The 15,631-nt window shown below is 55.2% G+C and carries 12 protein-coding genes, 1 tRNA gene and 1 pseudogene; all 14 read left to right on the top strand.

The window, feature by feature from the left end:
* Positions 1-103, top strand: a pseudogene (locus PMI23_RS29545) (EF-Tu/IF-2/RF-3 family GTPase); the annotation flags it as partial.
* 53 nt (positions 104-156) lie between these two features.
* Positions 157-232, top strand: a tRNA-Trp gene (locus tag PMI23_RS24605).
* A gap of 45 nt (positions 233-277) precedes the next feature.
* Positions 278-646 carry a preprotein translocase subunit SecE gene (secE, locus tag PMI23_RS24600; protein ID WP_007916493.1) on the top strand — a complete coding sequence of 123 codons (369 nt, stop codon included), beginning with the start codon at positions 278-280 and terminating at the stop codon, positions 644-646.
* A gap of 9 nt (positions 647-655) precedes the next feature.
* Complete coding sequence (nusG, locus tag PMI23_RS24595; RefSeq protein WP_007916492.1) at positions 656-1,189, top strand: transcription termination/antitermination protein NusG; 534 nt, start codon at positions 656-658, stop codon at positions 1,187-1,189.
* Between the two features lie 117 nt (positions 1,190-1,306).
* Positions 1,307-1,738: a 50S ribosomal protein L11 gene (gene rplK, locus PMI23_RS24590; RefSeq protein WP_003228756.1), complete on the top strand. Its 432-nt coding sequence runs from the start codon at positions 1,307-1,309 to the stop codon at positions 1,736-1,738.
* Positions 1,738-2,433 carry a 50S ribosomal protein L1 gene (gene rplA / locus PMI23_RS24585; protein ID WP_007916481.1) on the top strand — a complete coding sequence of 232 codons (696 nt, stop codon included), beginning with the start codon at positions 1,738-1,740 and terminating at the stop codon, positions 2,431-2,433. Before rplK ends, rplA begins: the two co-directional genes overlap by 1 nt.
* 198 nt (positions 2,434-2,631) lie before the next feature.
* The gene (gene rplJ, locus PMI23_RS24580) at positions 2,632-3,132 is read left to right on the top strand and encodes a 50S ribosomal protein L10 (RefSeq protein WP_007916479.1); all 501 of its coding nucleotides are present in this window, start codon (positions 2,632-2,634) and stop codon (positions 3,130-3,132) included.
* A gap of 78 nt (positions 3,133-3,210) precedes the next feature.
* Positions 3,211-3,576 carry a 50S ribosomal protein L7/L12 gene (rplL, locus tag PMI23_RS24575; protein ID WP_007916477.1) on the top strand — a complete coding sequence of 122 codons (366 nt, stop codon included), beginning with the start codon at positions 3,211-3,213 and terminating at the stop codon, positions 3,574-3,576.
* A 221-nt stretch (positions 3,577-3,797) separates the two neighbouring features.
* Positions 3,798-7,871: a DNA-directed RNA polymerase subunit beta gene (gene rpoB / locus PMI23_RS24570; RefSeq protein WP_007950180.1), complete on the top strand. Its 4,074-nt coding sequence runs from the start codon at positions 3,798-3,800 to the stop codon at positions 7,869-7,871.
* 64 nt (positions 7,872-7,935) lie between these two features.
* On the top strand, positions 7,936-12,135 hold the full coding sequence (rpoC, locus tag PMI23_RS24565) for a DNA-directed RNA polymerase subunit beta' (RefSeq protein ID WP_007916472.1): 4,200 nt from the start codon (positions 7,936-7,938) through the stop codon (positions 12,133-12,135).
* A 216-nt stretch (positions 12,136-12,351) separates the two neighbouring features.
* The gene (gene rpsL / locus PMI23_RS24560; RefSeq protein ID WP_003186084.1) at positions 12,352-12,723 is read left to right on the top strand and encodes a 30S ribosomal protein S12; all 372 of its coding nucleotides are present in this window, start codon (positions 12,352-12,354) and stop codon (positions 12,721-12,723) included.
* 107 nt (positions 12,724-12,830) lie between these two features.
* The gene (rpsG, locus tag PMI23_RS24555) at positions 12,831-13,304 is read left to right on the top strand and encodes a 30S ribosomal protein S7 (RefSeq protein WP_007916467.1); all 474 of its coding nucleotides are present in this window, start codon (positions 12,831-12,833) and stop codon (positions 13,302-13,304) included.
* A gap of 30 nt (positions 13,305-13,334) precedes the next feature.
* Positions 13,335-15,440 carry an elongation factor G gene (gene fusA, locus PMI23_RS24550; protein ID WP_007950179.1) on the top strand — a complete coding sequence of 702 codons (2,106 nt, stop codon included), beginning with the start codon at positions 13,335-13,337 and terminating at the stop codon, positions 15,438-15,440.
* A gap of 31 nt (positions 15,441-15,471) precedes the next feature.
* On the top strand, positions 15,472-15,631 hold a 160-nt coding region (locus tag PMI23_RS29540; protein WP_007950178.1), incomplete at its 3' end, for a GTP-binding protein.

Genomic DNA, 15,631 nt, shown 5'->3' with positions numbered 1-15,631 from the left:
TACCCTGATCAAAACCATCGCAATGGAAGACGGTCTGCGCTTCGCTATCCGTGAAGGCGGTCGTACCGTCGGCGCCGGTGTCGTAGCTAAAATCATCGAGTAAGTAGTTGTAATGTATTTTTCGGGCCGGCATAATGGTCGGCCTGATTTTGTTTTAGGTCAGTAGCTCAATTGGCAGAGCGACGGTCTCCAAAACCGTAGGTTGGGGGTTCGATTCCCTCCTGACCTGCCAGATTCACTTGGTGTGTCTGGCTTTCTTTTCACAGGATCTTCAAAGATGACTCCTAAAGCTGAAGCTCAAGGCTCTCGCTTCGATCTGCTCAAGTGGCTTGTAGTTGTCGCTTTGGTGGTTGTTGGCGTTGTTGGCAATCAGTATTACTCTGCTTCGCCGATCCTGTACCGTGTACTCGCCTTGCTTGTCATTGCTGCTGTAGCTGCCTTTGTAGGCCTGCAGACTGCGAAGGGCAAGTCTTTCTTTGTACTGGTTAAGGAAGCTCGCACCGAGATTCGTAAAGTCGTTTGGCCAACTCGCCAAGAAACCACGCAGACCACCCTTATTGTGGTGGCTGTTGTTCTTGTTATGGCGTTGCTGTTGTGGGGTCTTGACTCCCTGCTCGGCTGGCTTGTTTCCTTGATTGTCGGCTAAGGGTGTCCCGTGGCTAAGCGTTGGTATGTTGTGCATGCTTACTCGGGTTACGAGAAGCATGTGATGCGCTCGCTGGTCGAGCGCGTAAAGCTGGCTGGCATGGAAGATGGCTTCGGCGAGATTCTGGTTCCCACTGAAGAAGTGGTTGAAATGCGTAACGGCCAGAAGCGCAAAAGCGAGCGTAAGTTCTTTCCAGGCTACGTGCTGGTTCAGATGGATATGAACGAGGGTACTTGGCACTTGGTCAAGGATACTCCTCGGGTGATGGGTTTCATTGGCGGTACCGCTGATAAGCCTGCGCCAATCACCGATAAAGAGGCAGAAGCAATTCTGCGTCGTGTCGCTGATGGTAGCGACAAGCCGAAGCCGAAGACTCTCTTTGAGCCAGGTGAAACGGTGCGAGTCAATGACGGTCCATTTGCTGATTTCAATGGCGTTGTTGAAGAGGTTAATTACGAAAAGAGCCGGATCCAAGTGGCTGTGCTTATTTTCGGTCGCTCTACCCCGGTAGAGTTGGAGTTCAGTCAGGTCGAAAAGGTCTAGCTGAACAAGCATCCCAACCCCGCAGCCCTAGGCTGTGGGGTTTTGTCGTCACTGGGATAAACGCGCAAGTAACCGGGGAGCCTTTCGAGGCGATCGAACCCGTAATTGGAGTGCCTCATGGCCAAAAAAATTACCGCTTACATCAAGCTGCAAGTGAAGGCCGCTCAGGCTAACCCAAGCCCACCTGTTGGTCCTGCTCTGGGTCAACACGGCGTGAACATCATGGAATTCTGCAAGGCTTTCAATGCCCGTACTCAGGGTCTTGAAGCAGGTCTGCCGACTCCAGTGATCATCACTGTCTACAGCGACCGTAGCTTCACTTTTGAAACAAAATCCACCCCTGCTTCGGTTCTGCTGAAGAAAGCGGCCGGTCTGACCAGCGGTTCCGCTCGTCCGAACACCGTTAAGGTTGGCACTGTTACCCGTGCTCAGCTGGAAGAAATCGCGAAAACCAAAAACGCGGATCTGACTGCAGCTGATATGGATGCAGCCGTGCGTACTATCGCCGGTTCTGCTCGTAGCATGGGCCTTAACGTGGAGGGTGTGTAATGGCTAAGCTGACCAAGCGTCAAAAGGCTATCGCCGGCAAAATCGAAGCAGGCAAGGCCTACAACATTGTAGACGCCGCTGCCCTGTTGGCCGAGCTGTCGACTGTCAAGTTCAGCGAGTCGTTTGACGTTGCTGTGAACCTGGGTGTAGACCCGCGTAAATCCGACCAGGTTGTTCGTAGCGCTACTGTGCTGCCACACGGCACTGGCAAGACTGTTCGCGTTGCTGTGTTCACCCAGGGTCCAGCTGCCGAGGCCGCTCTGGCTGCCGGCGCTGACCGTGTAGGTATGGACGACCTGGCTGCCGAAATGAAAGGCGGCGACCTGAACTATGACGTAGTGATCGCATCCCCGGATGCCATGCGCGTTGTAGGTCAACTGGGCCAGATCCTTGGTCCGCGCGGTCTGATGCCTAACCCTAAGGTTGGTACCGTAACTCCAGATGTAGCGACTGCGGTCAAGAATGCTAAAGCTGGTCAGGTTCGTTATCGCACCGACAAAAACGGCATCATTCACACTTCCGTTGGCAAGATGGGCTTCGATGCCGTCAAGCTGAAGGAAAACGTTGAAGCCCTGATCGCTGATCTGAAGCGTATCAAGCCAGCTTCCTCGAAAGGTATCTACGTCAAGCGCGTTACCCTGAGCACCACTATGGGCCCAGGTCTGGTTATCGACCAGAGCTCGCTGGACGCTTAAGACAAAAATTGGCGCGACTATTCGCGCCAGTTGAAATATTGGGGTCCCTGCCTGGCGGGGGCTATCCAAGACCGTAGGCGACGCAAGTCTTAAACCACCAGCCTACGCAGATGGTGCTCCCGGTTCCTTACCGAATCAGACACCAAAACGACATTCGGTTTCGATCGAATGAAACGGTAACAAGCAGGAGTTAAACCCGTGGCAATTAATCTCGAAGACAAGAAGGCCATCGTCGCTGAAGTCAACGAGGCTGCCAAAGTCGCTCTGTCCGCTGTCGTGGTTGATGCCCGTGGCGTAACAGTAGGCGCAATGACCGGACTCCGTAAAGAGGCTCGTGAAGCTGGCGTTTACGTACGTGTTGTACGTAACACCCTGCTCAAGCGCGCTGTTGCTGACACTGAATACAGTGTTCTCAACGACGTGTTCACCGGCCCGACCTTGATCGCATTCTCCAACGAACACCCGGGCGCTGCTGCTCGTCTGTTCAAAGAGTTCGCTAAAGGTCAGGACAAGTTCGAGATCAAGGCAGCTGCGTTCGAGGGCAAGTTCCTCGCAGCTAATCAGATCGACGTTCTGGCAAGCCTGCCGACCCGTGACGAAGCAATTTCCCAGCTGATGAGCGTGATTCAAGGCGCTACCAGCAAATTGGCTCGTACTCTGGCGGCACTTCGCGACCAGAAAGAAGCTGCTGCAGCCTGAGGCTGAGCGTTTCCTCTCTCGCGTATTTTTGTTTATTTCGATGGCCTCCAGGCTATCCCCCAATTCAGGAAATAAGTCATGTCTCTGACTAACGAACAAATCATCGACGCAATCGGCGAAAAATCGGTTCTGGAAATCGTTGAGCTGATCAAGGCAATGGAAGAGAAGTTCGGCGTATCCGCTGCCGCTGCTTCTGCTGGTCCAGCTGCTGCTGCCGCTGTTGTTGAAGAGCAAACCGAGTTCAACGTTGTTCTGCTGGAAGCTGGCGAGAAGAAGGTTAACGTGATCAAGGCAGTTCGTGAACTGACTGGTCTGGGCCTGAAAGAAGCCAAAGAGAAAGTAGACGGCGCTCCTCAGGTTGTAGCTGAAGGCGTTTCGAAAGAAGCGGCTGAAGACGCTAAGAAGAAGCTGGAAGAAGCAGGCGCTAAAGTCGAGCTGAAATAAGTATCGACTTTGCTCCTCCAGCCCGAGCGTCAAGCGACAGGCTGATGGCTGGTGGCTCTTGCCACCGGCCTTTTTCCGTTATTGGCAGCCGACTGGGTCGGTGCTGATAAAGGCGCTGTAACCACCCGATGCGGTGGCGCAAACCATGGGGTTTGCACGATTTTCTGGCTGCTCCCGTCGGGAGGGGCCAAACAAGCAGGTGACCAAGCTGGGGAACGCTGATGGCTTACTCATATACTGAGAAAAAACGTATCCGCAAGGACTTTAGCAAGTTGCCGGACGTCATGGATGTGCCTTACCTCCTGGCCATCCAGCTGGATTCGTATCGTGAATTCTTGCAAGCGGGAGCGACTAAAGATCAGTTCCGCGACGTGGGCCTGCATGCGGCCTTCAAATCCGTTTTCCCGATCATCAGCTACTCCGGCAATGCTGCGCTGGAGTACGTCGGTTATCGCTTGGGCGAACCGGCATTTGATGTCAAAGAATGCGTATTGCGCGGTGTAACTTTCGCCGTACCTTTGCGGGTAAAAGTGCGCCTGATCATTTTCGACAAAGAATCGTCGAACAAAGCGATCAAGGACATCAAAGAGCAAGAAGTCTACATGGGTGAAATCCCCCTGATGACTGAGAACGGTACCTTTGTAATCAATGGTACCGAGCGTGTAATCGTTTCCCAGCTGCACCGTTCCCCGGGCGTGTTCTTCGACCACGACCGCGGCAAGACGCATAGCTCCGGCAAACTGCTGTACTCCGCGCGCATCATTCCTTACCGCGGTTCGTGGCTGGACTTCGAGTTCGACCCGAAAGACTGCGTGTTCGTGCGTATTGACCGTCGCCGCAAGCTGCCGGCATCGGTACTGCTGCGCGCGCTCGGCTATACCACTGAAGAAGTGCTGGACGCTTTCTACACCACCAACGTTTTCCACCTGAGCGGCGAAACCCTCAGCCTGGAACTGATTGCTTCGCGTCTGCGTGGTGAAATTGCGGTTCTGGACATTCAGGACGAGAAGGGCAAGGTGATTGTTGAGGCGGGCCGCCGTATTACCGCGCGCCACATCAACCAGATCGAAAAAGCCGGCATCAAGACTCTGGAAGTACCCCTGGACTACGTCCTCGGTCGTACTACCGCCAAGGTCATCGTGCACCCGGCTACCGGCGAAATCCTGGCAGAGTGCAACACCGAACTGAACACCGAAGTCCTGGCAAAAATTGCCAAATCCGGCGTTGTTCGCATCGAGACTCTGTACACCAACGACATCGACTGCGGTCCGTTCGTTTCTGACACGCTGAAGATTGACTCCACCAGCAACCAATTGGAAGCGCTGGTCGAGATCTATCGCATGATGCGTCCAGGCGAGCCGCCAACCAAAGACGCTGCCGAAACCCTGTTCAACAACCTGTTCTTCAGCCCTGAGCGCTATGACCTGTCTGCGGTCGGCCGGATGAAGTTCAACCGTCGTATCGGTCGTACCGAGATCGAAGGTTCGGGCGTGCTGTGCAAGGAAGACATCGTCGCGGTACTGAAGACTCTGGTCGACATCCGTAACGGTAAAGGCATCGTCGATGACATCGACCACCTGGGTAACCGTCGTGTTCGCTGCGTAGGCGAAATGGCCGAGAACCAGTTCCGCGTTGGCCTGGTACGTGTTGAGCGTGCGGTCAAAGAGCGTCTGTCGATGGCTGAAAGCGAAGGCCTGATGCCGCAAGACCTGATCAATGCCAAGCCAGTGGCTGCGGCGGTGAAAGAGTTCTTCGGTTCCAGCCAGCTCTCGCAGTTCATGGACCAGAACAACCCGCTGTCCGAGATCACCCACAAGCGTCGTGTCTCTGCACTCGGCCCTGGCGGTCTGACTCGTGAGCGCGCAGGCTTTGAAGTTCGTGACGTACACCCGACTCACTACGGTCGTGTTTGCCCGATTGAAACGCCGGAAGGTCCGAACATCGGTCTGATCAACTCCCTGGCTGCGTACGCTCGCACCAACCAGTACGGCTTCCTGGAAAGCCCGTACCGCGTGGTGAAAGAGGGTGTGGTCACCGACGAGATCGTGTTCCTGTCCGCTATTGAAGAAGCCGATCACGTGATCGCGCAGGCTTCGGCGACCATGAACGACCAGAAAGTCCTGATCGACGAACTGGTAGCCGTACGTCACCTGAACGAATTCACCGTTAAGGCGCCTGAAGAAGTCACCTTGATGGACGTTTCGCCGAAACAGGTAGTTTCGGTTGCAGCGTCGCTGATTCCGTTCCTCGAGCACGACGACGCCAACCGTGCGTTGATGGGTTCGAACATGCAGCGTCAAGCTGTACCAACCCTGCGCGCTGACAAGCCGCTGGTAGGTACTGGCATGGAGCGTAACGTAGCCCGTGACTCCGGCGTTTGCGTCGTGGCTCGTCGTGGCGGCGTGATCGATTCCGTCGACGCCAGCCGTATCGTGGTTCGTGTTGCTGATGACGAAGTTGAAACCGGCGAAGCTGGTGTCGACATCTACAACCTGACCAAATACACCCGCTCGAACCAGAACACCTGCATCAACCAGCGTCCGCTGGTGAGCAAGGGTGATCGTGTTCAGCGTAGCGACATCATGGCCGACGGCCCGTCCACCGACATGGGTGAACTGGCACTGGGTCAGAACATGCGCATCGCGTTCATGGCATGGAACGGCTTCAACTTCGAAGACTCCATCTGCCTGTCCGAGCGTGTTGTTCAAGAAGACCGCTTCACCACGATCCACATTCAGGAACTGACCTGTGTGGCCCGTGACACCAAGCTTGGGCCTGAAGAGATCACTGCGGACATCCCTAACGTGGGTGAAGCTGCACTGAACAAACTGGACGAAGCCGGTATCGTTTACGTAGGTGCTGAAGTTGGCGCAGGCGACATCCTGGTCGGTAAGGTCACTCCGAAAGGCGAGACCCAACTGACTCCGGAAGAAAAACTGCTGCGTGCAATCTTCGGTGAAAAAGCCAGCGACGTTAAAGACACTTCCCTGCGCGTACCTACCGGTACCAAAGGTACTGTTATCGACGTACAGGTCTTCACCCGCGACGGCGTTGAGCGTGATGCTCGTGCACTGTCGATCGAGAAGACTCAACTCGACGAGATCCGCAAGGATCTGAACGAAGAGTTCCGTATCGTTGAGGGGGCGACCTTCGAACGTCTGCGTTCCGCTCTGGTAGGCCACAAGGCTGAAGGCGGCGCAGGTCTGAAGAAAGGTCAGGACATCACCGACGAAGTGCTCGACGGTCTTGAGCATGGTCAGTGGTTCAAACTGCGCATGGCTGAAGATGCTCTGAACGAGCAGCTCGAGAAGGCTCAGGCCTACATCGTTGATCGCCGCCGTCTGCTGGACGACAAGTTCGAAGACAAGAAGCGCAAACTGCAGCAGGGCGATGACCTGGCTCCAGGCGTGCTGAAAATCGTCAAGGTTTACCTGGCAATCCGTCGTCGCATCCAGCCGGGCGACAAGATGGCCGGTCGTCACGGTAACAAAGGTGTGGTCTCCGTGATCATGCCGGTTGAAGACATGCCGCACGATGCCAATGGCACCCCGGTCGACGTCGTCCTCAACCCACTGGGCGTACCTTCGCGTATGAACGTTGGTCAGATCCTTGAAACCCACCTGGGCCTCGCAGCCAAGGGTCTGGGCGAGAAGATCAACCGGATGATCGAAGAGCAGCGTAAAGTCGCTGAACTGCGTACCTTCCTGGACGAGATCTACAACCAGATCGGCGGTCGTAACGAAGATCTGGACAGCTTCTCCGATCAGGAAATCCTGGATCTGGCGAAGAACCTGCGTGGCGGTGTTCCAATGGCCACTCCAGTGTTCGACGGCGCCAAGGAAAGCGAAATCAAGGCCATGCTGAAACTGGCAGACCTGCCGGAAAGCGGCCAGATGCAGCTGACTGACGGCCGTACCGGCAACAAGTTCGAGCGTCCAGTTACCGTTGGCTACATGTACATGCTGAAGCTGAACCACTTGGTAGACGACAAGATGCACGCGCGTTCTACCGGTTCGTACAGCCTGGTTACCCAGCAGCCGCTGGGTGGTAAGGCACAGTTCGGTGGTCAGCGTTTCGGGGAGATGGAGGTCTGGGCACTGGAAGCATACGGTGCTGCTTACACTCTGCAAGAAATGCTCACAGTGAAGTCGGACGATGTGAACGGCCGTACCAAGATGTACAAAAACATCGTGGATGGCGATCACCGTATGGAGCCGGGCATGCCCGAGTCCTTCAACGTGTTGATCAAGGAAATTCGTTCCCTCGGCATCGATATCGATCTGGAAACCGAATAACACGTGACGCGAATCGAGAGCGGGGCAGGATTGCCCGCTCTCTGCTCCGCCAGGAGGAAAGGCCTTGAAAGACCTACTGAATTTGCTGAAAAACCAGGGTCAAGTCGAAGAGTTCGACGCCATCCGTATCGGATTGGCCTCGCCTGAGATGATCCGCTCATGGTCGTTCGGTGAAGTTAAAAAGCCGGAAACCATCAACTACCGTACGTTCAAACCTGAACGTGATGGCCTGTTCTGCGCCAAGATCTTTGGCCCGGTAAAGGATTACGAGTGCCTGTGCGGTAAGTACAAGCGCTTGAAGCACCGTGGTGTGATCTGCGAGAAGTGCGGCGTTGAAGTTGCACTGGCCAAGGTTCGTCGTGAGCGCATGGCGCACATCGAACTGGCTTCGCCGGTTGCCCACATCTGGTTCCTGAAATCGCTGCCGTCCCGTATCGGCTTGCTGATGGACATGACCCTGCGTGATATCGAACGCGTTCTCTACTTCGAGAGCTATGTCGTTATCGATCCAGGCATGACCACCCTTGAAAAAGGTCAGCTGCTGAATGACGAGCAGTACTTCGAAGCGCTGGAAGAGTTCGGTGACGACTTCGACGCCCGTATGGGTGCTGAAGCTGTTCGTGAACTGCTGCACGCTATCGACCTGGAACACGAGATTGGCCGTCTGCGCGAAGAAATTCCGCAAACCAACTCTGAAACCAAGATCAAGAAGCTGTCCAAGCGTCTGAAGTTGATGGAAGCCTTCCAGGGTTCCGGCAACTTGCCAGAGTGGATGGTGCTGACCGTTCTGCCGGTTCTGCCGCCAGATCTGCGTCCACTGGTCCCGCTGGACGGCGGTCGTTTCGCGACTTCCGACCTCAACGATCTGTATCGTCGAGTGATCAACCGTAACAACCGTTTGAAGCGCCTGCTGGATCTGTCCGCTCCGGACATCATCGTGCGCAACGAAAAGCGTATGTTGCAGGAAGCTGTCGATGCTCTGCTCGACAACGGTCGTCGTGGCCGCGCTATCACCGGTTCGAACAAGCGTCCTCTGAAATCCCTGGCTGACATGATCAAGGGTAAGCAAGGTCGTTTCCGTCAGAACTTGCTCGGTAAGCGTGTTGACTACTCCGGTCGTTCGGTAATTACCGTAGGCCCGACTCTGCGTCTGCATCAGTGCGGTCTGCCGAAGAAAATGGCTCTCGAGCTGTTCAAACCGTTCATTTTCGGCAAGCTCGAAATGCGTGGTCTCGCGACCACCATCAAAGCGGCCAAGAAAATGGTCGAGCGCGAACTGCCAGAGGTTTGGGACGTTCTCGCTGAAGTGATTCGCGAACACCCGGTTCTTCTCAACCGTGCACCGACCCTTCACCGTCTGGGGATCCAGGCGTTTGAACCGGTACTGATCGAAGGTAAGGCTATCCAGCTGCACCCTCTGGTCTGCGCCGCGTACAACGCCGACTTCGACGGCGACCAAATGGCCGTGCACGTACCGCTGACACTGGAAGCCCAGTTGGAAGCGCGTGCGTTGATGATGTCGACCAACAACATTCTGTCGCCAGCCAACGGTGAGCCAATCATCGTTCCGTCGCAGGACGTTGTATTGGGTCTGTACTACATGACTCGTGAAGCGATCAACGCCAAAGGCGAAGGTCGTGTATTCGCGGATCTGCAGGAAGTTGACCGTGTGTTCCGTGCCGGCGAAGCCGCACTGCACGCCAAGGTTAAAGTTCGTATCAACGAAACCGTCAACGACCGTGACGGCAACAGCGTGAGCGGTACCCGTATCGTCGACACCACTGTCGGCCGTGCGCTGCTGTTCCAGGTTGTGCCAAAAGGTCTGTCGTACGACGTCGTCAACCTGCCGATGAAGAAAAAGGCGATCTCCAAGCTGATCAACCAGTGCTACCGCGTGGTTGGTCTGAAAGAGACCGTGATCTTCGCTGACCAGTTGATGTACACCGGTTTCGCTTACTCGACCATCTCCGGCGTTTCCATCGGTGTTAACGACTTCGTTATCCCGGACGAGAAAGCCCGCATCATCGGTGCAGCCACCGACGAAGTGAAAGAGATCGAGAGCCAGTACGCCTCCGGCCTGGTAACCCAGGGCGAGAAGTACAACAAAGTGATCGACCTTTGGTCGAAAGCGAACGACGAAGTTTCCAAGGCGATGATGGCCAACCTCTCGAAAGAGAAGGTTATCGACCGTCACGGCGTTGAAGTCGATCAAGAGTCGTTCAACTCGATGTACATGATGGCCGACTCGGGTGCGCGGGGTTCCGCAGCACAGATTCGTCAGCTGGCCGGTATGCGTGGTCTGATGGCCAAGCCGGACGGTTCCATCATTGAAACGCCGATTACTGCGAACTTCCGTGAAGGTTTGAGCGTACTTCAGTACTTCATCTCGACTCACGGTGCTCGTAAAGGTCTGGCGGATACCGCGTTGAAAACTGCGAACTCCGGTTACCTGACTCGTCGTCTGGTAGACGTGGCGCAGGATCTGGTTGTAACCGAGATCGATTGCGGCACCGAACACGGTCTGCTGATGACTCCGCACATTGAAGGCGGTGACGTTGTAGAGCCGTTGGGTGAGCGCGTATTGGGTCGTGTTATTGCCCGTGACGTATTCAAGCCAGGCACCGAGGACGTTATCGTTCCAGCCGGTACTCTGGTAGACGAGAAGTGGGTCGAGTTCATCGAGCTGAACAGCATCGACGAAGTGATCGTGCGTTCGCCGATCAGTTGCGAAACCCGCTATGGCATTTGCGCCAAGTGCTATGGCCGTGACTTGGCTCGTGGTCACCAGGTGAACATCGGTGAAGCGGTCGGCGTTATCGCTGCCCAGTCCATCGGTGAGCCGGGTACCCAGCTGACGATGCGTACGTTCCACATCGGTGGTGCGGCAAGCCGTACTTCCGCAGCCGACAGCGTTCAGGTGAAGAATGGCGGTACCGTCCGTCTGCACAACCTGAAGCACGTTGAGCGAGTGGATGGTCACCTGGTTGCTGTGTCCCGTTCCGGTGAGCTGGCCATCGCTGATGACTTCGGTCGTGAGCGTGAGCGTTACAAGCTGCCGTACGGTGCTGTGATTTCGGTTAAAGAAGGTGACAAGGTCGACGCTGGCGCAATCGTGGCCAAGTGGGATCCGCACACTCACCCAATCGTTACCGAAATGAAAGGTACCGTGACCTACGTGGGCATGGAAGAAGGCATCACGATCAAGCGTCAGACTGACGAATTGACCGGTATGACCAACATTGAAGTCCTCGACGCGAAAGATCGTCCAGCTGCGGGCAAAGAAATCCGTCCGGCAGTGAAGATGGTCGACGACAACGGCAAGGATCTGTTGCTGCCAGGCACTGACGTTATCGCTCAGTACTTCCTGCCAGCCAACGCCCTGGTCGGTGTGGCTGACGGTGCGAAGATCGCGATCGGTGATGTTATCGCGCGTATCCCGCAAGAAACTTCGAAGACTCGTGACATCACCGGTGGTCTGCCGCGTGTTGCCGACTTGTTCGAAGCTCGTCGTCCGAAAGAAGCGTCGATTCTCGCTGAAGTCAGCGGCACCATCGCGTTCGGTAAAGAAACCAAAGGCAAGCGCCGTCTGGTTATTACCCCGAACGACGGTACCGATCCGTACGAAGAGCTGATTCCGAAGTGGCGTCACCTGAACGTCTTCGAAGGCGAACAGGTAAACCGCGGCGAAGTTATCTCCGACGGTCCAAGCGATCCGCACGACATCCTGCGTCTGCTGGGTGTGAGCGCGTTGGCCAAGTACATCGTCAACGAGATCCAGGACGTTTACCGTCTGCAAGGCGTGAAGATCAACGACAAGCACATCGAGACCATCCTGCGTCAGATGCTGCGTAAAGTTGAAATCGCTGAATCCGGCGATTCGAGTTTCATCAAGGGCGACCAGATGGAACTGACTCACGTACTGGTAGAAAACGAGCGTTTGGGCGGCGAAGACAAGTTCGTCTCCAAATACACTCGCGTTCTGCTGGGTATCACCAAGGCGTCGTTGTCCACCGAATCGTTCATCTCGGCGGCTTCCTTCCAGGAAACCACTCGTGTTCTGACCGAAGCGGCAGTCACCGGCAAGCGCGACTACCTGCGCGGCCTGAAAGAAAACGTTGTCGTGGGTCGTCTGATCCCGGCAGGTACCGGCCTGGCATATCACAGCGAGCGCAAGCGTCGTCGTGAAGCAGACAAGCCGCTGCGCGTAAGCGCCAGTGAAGTGGAAGCTGCACTGACCGAAGCGCTGAACTCGAGCGGTAACTGAGTTCTGCGATAAATGAGCGTAAGGCCCTGGTCGCTCCGTTCATCGAATCGAGACAATTTGTCGAGGTTCGGGGGGCGGGGAGGTCGGGGCCTTGCCTTGACTGGGGACAAGATCCTCTTTAGACTCTTGATCCCCTAAATTTGGCGGGAATTCGTTCCTGCCATTTTGCTTTTCTTGCAAGACAATAGCGTCGCAAGACAACAGTGGAGCTAGTAGATGGCAACTATCAACCAGCTGGTACGTCAGCCGCGTAAGCGTATCGTCGAGAAATCCGACGTACCTGCGCTGCAGAACTGCCCGCAACGTCGTGGCGTGTGCACCCGTGTGTACACCACTACGCCGAAAAAACCTAACTCGGCACTGCGTAAAGTATGCCGTGTGCGCCTGACCAACGGTTTCGAGGTTTCCTCGTACATCGGTGGTGAAGGTCACAACCTGCAAGAGCACAGCGTGGTACTGATCCGCGGCGGTCGTGTAAAAGACTTGCCAGGTGTTCGTTACCACACCGTTCGCGGCTCCTTGGATACTTCCGGCGTTAAAGGTCGTAACCAGGGTCGTTCGAAGTACGGTACCAAACGTCCGAAGTAATCGGCCGTTTTGCAGATTTTCATTTTATTGAGTCGATAAGAGTAAGGTCGGGCACGCATCCATTGGATCTGTCCCGAGCTAACCTGAAGACCGCTTGAGGGCTTATCATGCCAAGACGTCGCGTAGCAGCAAAGCGTGAGATTCTGGACGATCCGAAATACGGAAGCCAGATCCTCGCCAAATTCATGAACCACGTTATGGAAAGCGGCAAGAAAGCCGTTGCCGAGCGTATCGTTTATGGTGCCCTGGAAACCGTTGCGACCCGTAAGGCTGGCACCGATCCCCTGGAACTCTTCGAAAAAGCACTCGACGCCATCGCTCCGCTGGTCGAAGTGAAGTCGCGCCGCGTTGGTGGTGCTACTTACCAGGTTCCGGTCGAGGTTCGTCCTTCCCGTCGTAACGCTCTGGCAATGCGCTGGTTGGTAGACTTCGCCCGTAAGCGTGGCGAGAAGTCTATGGCTCTGCGTTTGGCTGGCGAACTGCTGGATGCTGCTGAAGGTAAAGGTGCTGCTGTTAAGAAGCGTGAAGACGTGCACCGTATGGCTGAAGCTAACAAAGCTTTCTCGCACTACCGCTTCTAATTTTAGCTTCACTAATTTTGCGAGGGCTTTATGGCTCGTACTACTCCGATTAGCCGCTACCGTAACATCGGTATCGTCGCTCACGTGGATGCTGGTAAAACCACCACCACCGAGCGCGTCCTTTTTTACACCGGCAAAAGTCACAAAATGGGCGAGGTGCATGACGGCGCCGCGACCACAGACTGGATGGTTCAGGAGCAGGAGCGTGGTATTACCATTACTTCTGCTGCTATTACCGCCTTCTGGAAAGGTTCCGAGAAGCAGTACAAAGACGAGCATCGCTTCAACGTAATCGATACCCCGGGCCACGTTGACTTCACTATTGAAGTTGAACGCTCCCTGCGCGTACTCGACGGCGCTGTCGTTGTGTTCTGCGGTACTTCGGGTGTTGAGCCTCAGTCGGAAACCGTATGGCGTCAAGCCAACAAGTACGGTGTTCCACGTCTTGTTTACGTAAACAAGATGGACCGTGCTGGCGCCAACTTCCTGCGCGTGATCGGTCAGATCAAGCAGCGTCTGGGTCACACTCCGGTGCCAATCCAGTTGGCTATCGGTTCCGAAGACAACTTCCAGGGTCAGATCGATCTGATCAACATGCAAGCTGTCTACTGGAACGACTCTGACAAAGGTATGGTCCCTGTTCGCAAGGACATTCCTGCTGAGCTGCAAGAGCTGGCTGAAGAGTGGCGCAACAACATGGTTGAGGCTGCTGCCGAAGCCAACGAAGAGCTGATGAACAAGTACCTGGAAGGCGAAGAGCTGTCGATCGTAGAGATCAAAGCTGCTTTGCGTCAGCGTACTATCGCCGGCGAAATCGTACTGGCTGTTTGCGGTTCTTCGTTCAAGAACAAGGGTGTTCCCCTGGTTCTCGACGCCGTTATCGACTTCCTGCCTGCGCCAACCGACATTCCTGCTATCAAGGGTACTGACCCGGATAACGAGGAAATCGAGCTGGAGCGTCATGCAGACGATGCGGAGCCGTTCTCGGCTCTGGCGTTCAAGATCGCTACCGACCCATTCGTGGGTACCTTGACCTTCGTCCGCGTTTACTCGGGCGTGTTGAACTCCGGCGACGGCGTGATCAACTCGGTTAAAGGCAAAAAAGAGCGCGTGGGTCGTATGGTGCAAATGCACGCAAACGCCCGTGAAGAGATCAAGGAAGTGCGCGCTGGTGACATCGCGGCCCTGATCGGCATGAAGGACGTCACCACTGGTGAAACCCTCTGCAACGCTGACAAGCCAATCATTCTGGTTCGCATGGACTTCCCGGAGCCGGTTATTTCGGTTGCCGTAGAGCCTAAGACCAAGGATGACCAGGAAAAAATGGGTATCGCTCTGGGCAAACTTGCTCAGGAAGACCCGTCTTTCCGCGTTAAAACTGATGAAGAGACTGGTCAAACGATCATCTCCGGCATGGGCGAGCTGCACCTGGACATCCTGGTTGACCGGATGCGCCGTGAGTTCAACGTCGAAGCCAACATCGGCAAGCCTCAGGTTTCGTATCGTGAGCGCATCACGAAGAACTGTGAAATCGAAGGCAAGTTCGTTCGTCAATCCGGTGGTCGCGGCCAGTTTGGTCACTGCTGGATTCGTTTTGCTCCTGCTGACGAAGGTCAGGAAGGTCTGCAATTCGTGAACGAAGTTGTAGGTGGTGTGGTTCCTAAGGAATACATCCCGGCTATCCAGAAAGGTATCGAAGAGCAGATGAAGAACGGCGTTGTTGCCGGCTATCCGCTGATCGGCCTGAAGGCTACCGTGTTCGATGGTTCTTACCACGACGTCGACTCCAACGAGATGGCGTTTAAAGTGGCTGCCTCCATGGCGACCAAGCAACTGGCCCAGAAGGGCGGTGGTGAGTTGCTTGAGCCGATCATGGCTGTAGAGGTTGTTACGCCTGAAGACTATATGGGTGATGTGATGGGCGACCTTAACCGTCGTCGCGGCATGATCCAGGGTATGGAAGACACAGTGTCCGGCAAGGTTATCCGTGCCGAGGTTCCACTGGGTGAGATGTTCGGTTATGCGACCGACGTTCGTTCCATGTCCCAGGGTCGCGCAAGCTACTCTATGGAATTCAAAAAATACGATACGGCTCCGTCGCACATCGTCGAATCCGTAACCAAAAAACAAGGCTGATTCAGCCCCTTTAGGCTAGGAGTTAATTGTCGTGGCTAAAGAAAAATTTGATCGTTCCCTACCGCACGTCAACGTTGGCACCATCGGTCACGTTGACCACGGTAAAACCACTCTGACTGCTGCTCTGACTCGCGTTTGCTCCGAAGTTTTCGGTTCTGCAATCGTTGATTTCGACAAGATCGACAGCGCAC

Source organism: Pseudomonas sp. GM24 (assembly GCF_000282235.1).
Lineage (GTDB): Bacteria > Pseudomonadota > Gammaproteobacteria > Pseudomonadales > Pseudomonadaceae > Aquipseudomonas.
This window is presented reverse-complemented; position numbering and strand designations above follow the sequence as displayed.